The 1,017-nt window shown below is 33.0% G+C and carries 2 protein-coding genes and 1 pseudogene; all 3 read left to right on the forward strand.

Features of this window, described 5'->3' with window-relative positions; translation table 11 throughout:
• Window positions 1-292 (forward strand): annotated as a pseudogene (locus AC1DJR_RS31290) (enterochelin esterase); the annotation flags it as partial.
• A 21-nt stretch (window positions 293-313) separates the two neighbouring features.
• The gene (locus AC1DJR_RS31295) at window positions 314-721 is read left to right on the forward strand and encodes a DnaJ family domain-containing protein (RefSeq protein WP_002136558.1); all 408 of its coding nucleotides are present in this window, start codon (window positions 314-316) and stop codon (window positions 719-721) included.
• 78 nt (window positions 722-799) lie between these two features.
• The coding region (locus tag AC1DJR_RS31300) for a DUF1963 domain-containing protein (RefSeq protein ID WP_477004390.1) at window positions 800-1,017 on the forward strand (218 nt) is incomplete at its 3' end.

The raw sequence follows: 1,017 nt of genomic DNA on the forward strand, positions 1-1,017 counted from the left end.
GTCTGGATCCGTGCATTGGAAAAAGGATGGTTATGAAAATCAAATTCCTTGGATTGAAAATCAAATTTCATCTATAGATTCTAATACGAGTCAACCTCATTTTTACATAGCAGCAGGAGAACTTGAAAACAAACCTCTTTTAACGGCTAATAGACGCCTGTATAAAGCTTTAAAAGAAAAAGGATACCAAATTACTTATGAAGAGTTTCAAGGCGGTCATGACGGTGTTTGGTGGCGAGAAAAGTTATTTGATGGGTTGAAAGCATTAAAACATACAAAAACCACACTATAAAATAAAAAGGAGAGAGAATCTATGAATCAAGATGAGCTAGATAAAAAACTTAAAAAACAAGAAATTTTAGTTAAAGATGAAAAAGTTTGGTCGTTCACGTATGAGGATCATATTAGCTCTATCGTTAAACAGGCAGAAAAGACAGGAGCGTTTAATGATTTACCTGGGAAAGGGAAACCTCTTAATCTTGATAAAGATCTTTCGTATAATCCTGACAAGCAACTTTATAGAACTTTGAAAAATAATCATGTTTTGCCTAGGTGGATTGAACTTTCAAAGGAAATAGATCATCTAAAAGAAAATTTAAAAGAACTAACGGATAATGTAGAAGCAGCTATGTTAATTACAACTATTAATAAAAAGGTCTCAGAACATAATTTACTTTGTCCGCCAAGCGCGCAAAAAATGAGGGTTAAAACGGATATTTAACGATTTTCAATGAAGTTATCTGTTGCTATATAATTAAGTAAGGCATTTTCAATTCATTATTAAGGGGAGGCAAATGTAATGAAGAATACGTATCAACTTCAAATTCCGAAAGAACTAGAGCAGTATCGTAGTATTTTAGAAGAAAGTGTGAAACCTTATATTAAAGCGTCTGGAACATTAGCAGAGACAACGCTTTTTGAGAGTAAATTTGGTGGTTATCCGTATTTACCTATAGATCAAGAGCATCCTAAAGATTCAAATGGACAGTCTATGATGTTACTTGCGCAGCTAAACTT

It is taken from the genome of Bacillus sp. 05T31, assembly GCF_056396725.1.

Coding starts and splice junctions, on each gene's coding strand:
- AC1DJR_RS31295 (WP_002136558.1), top strand. CDS start 314: ATGAATCAAGATGAGCTAGATAAAAAACTTAAAAAACAAGAAATTTTA.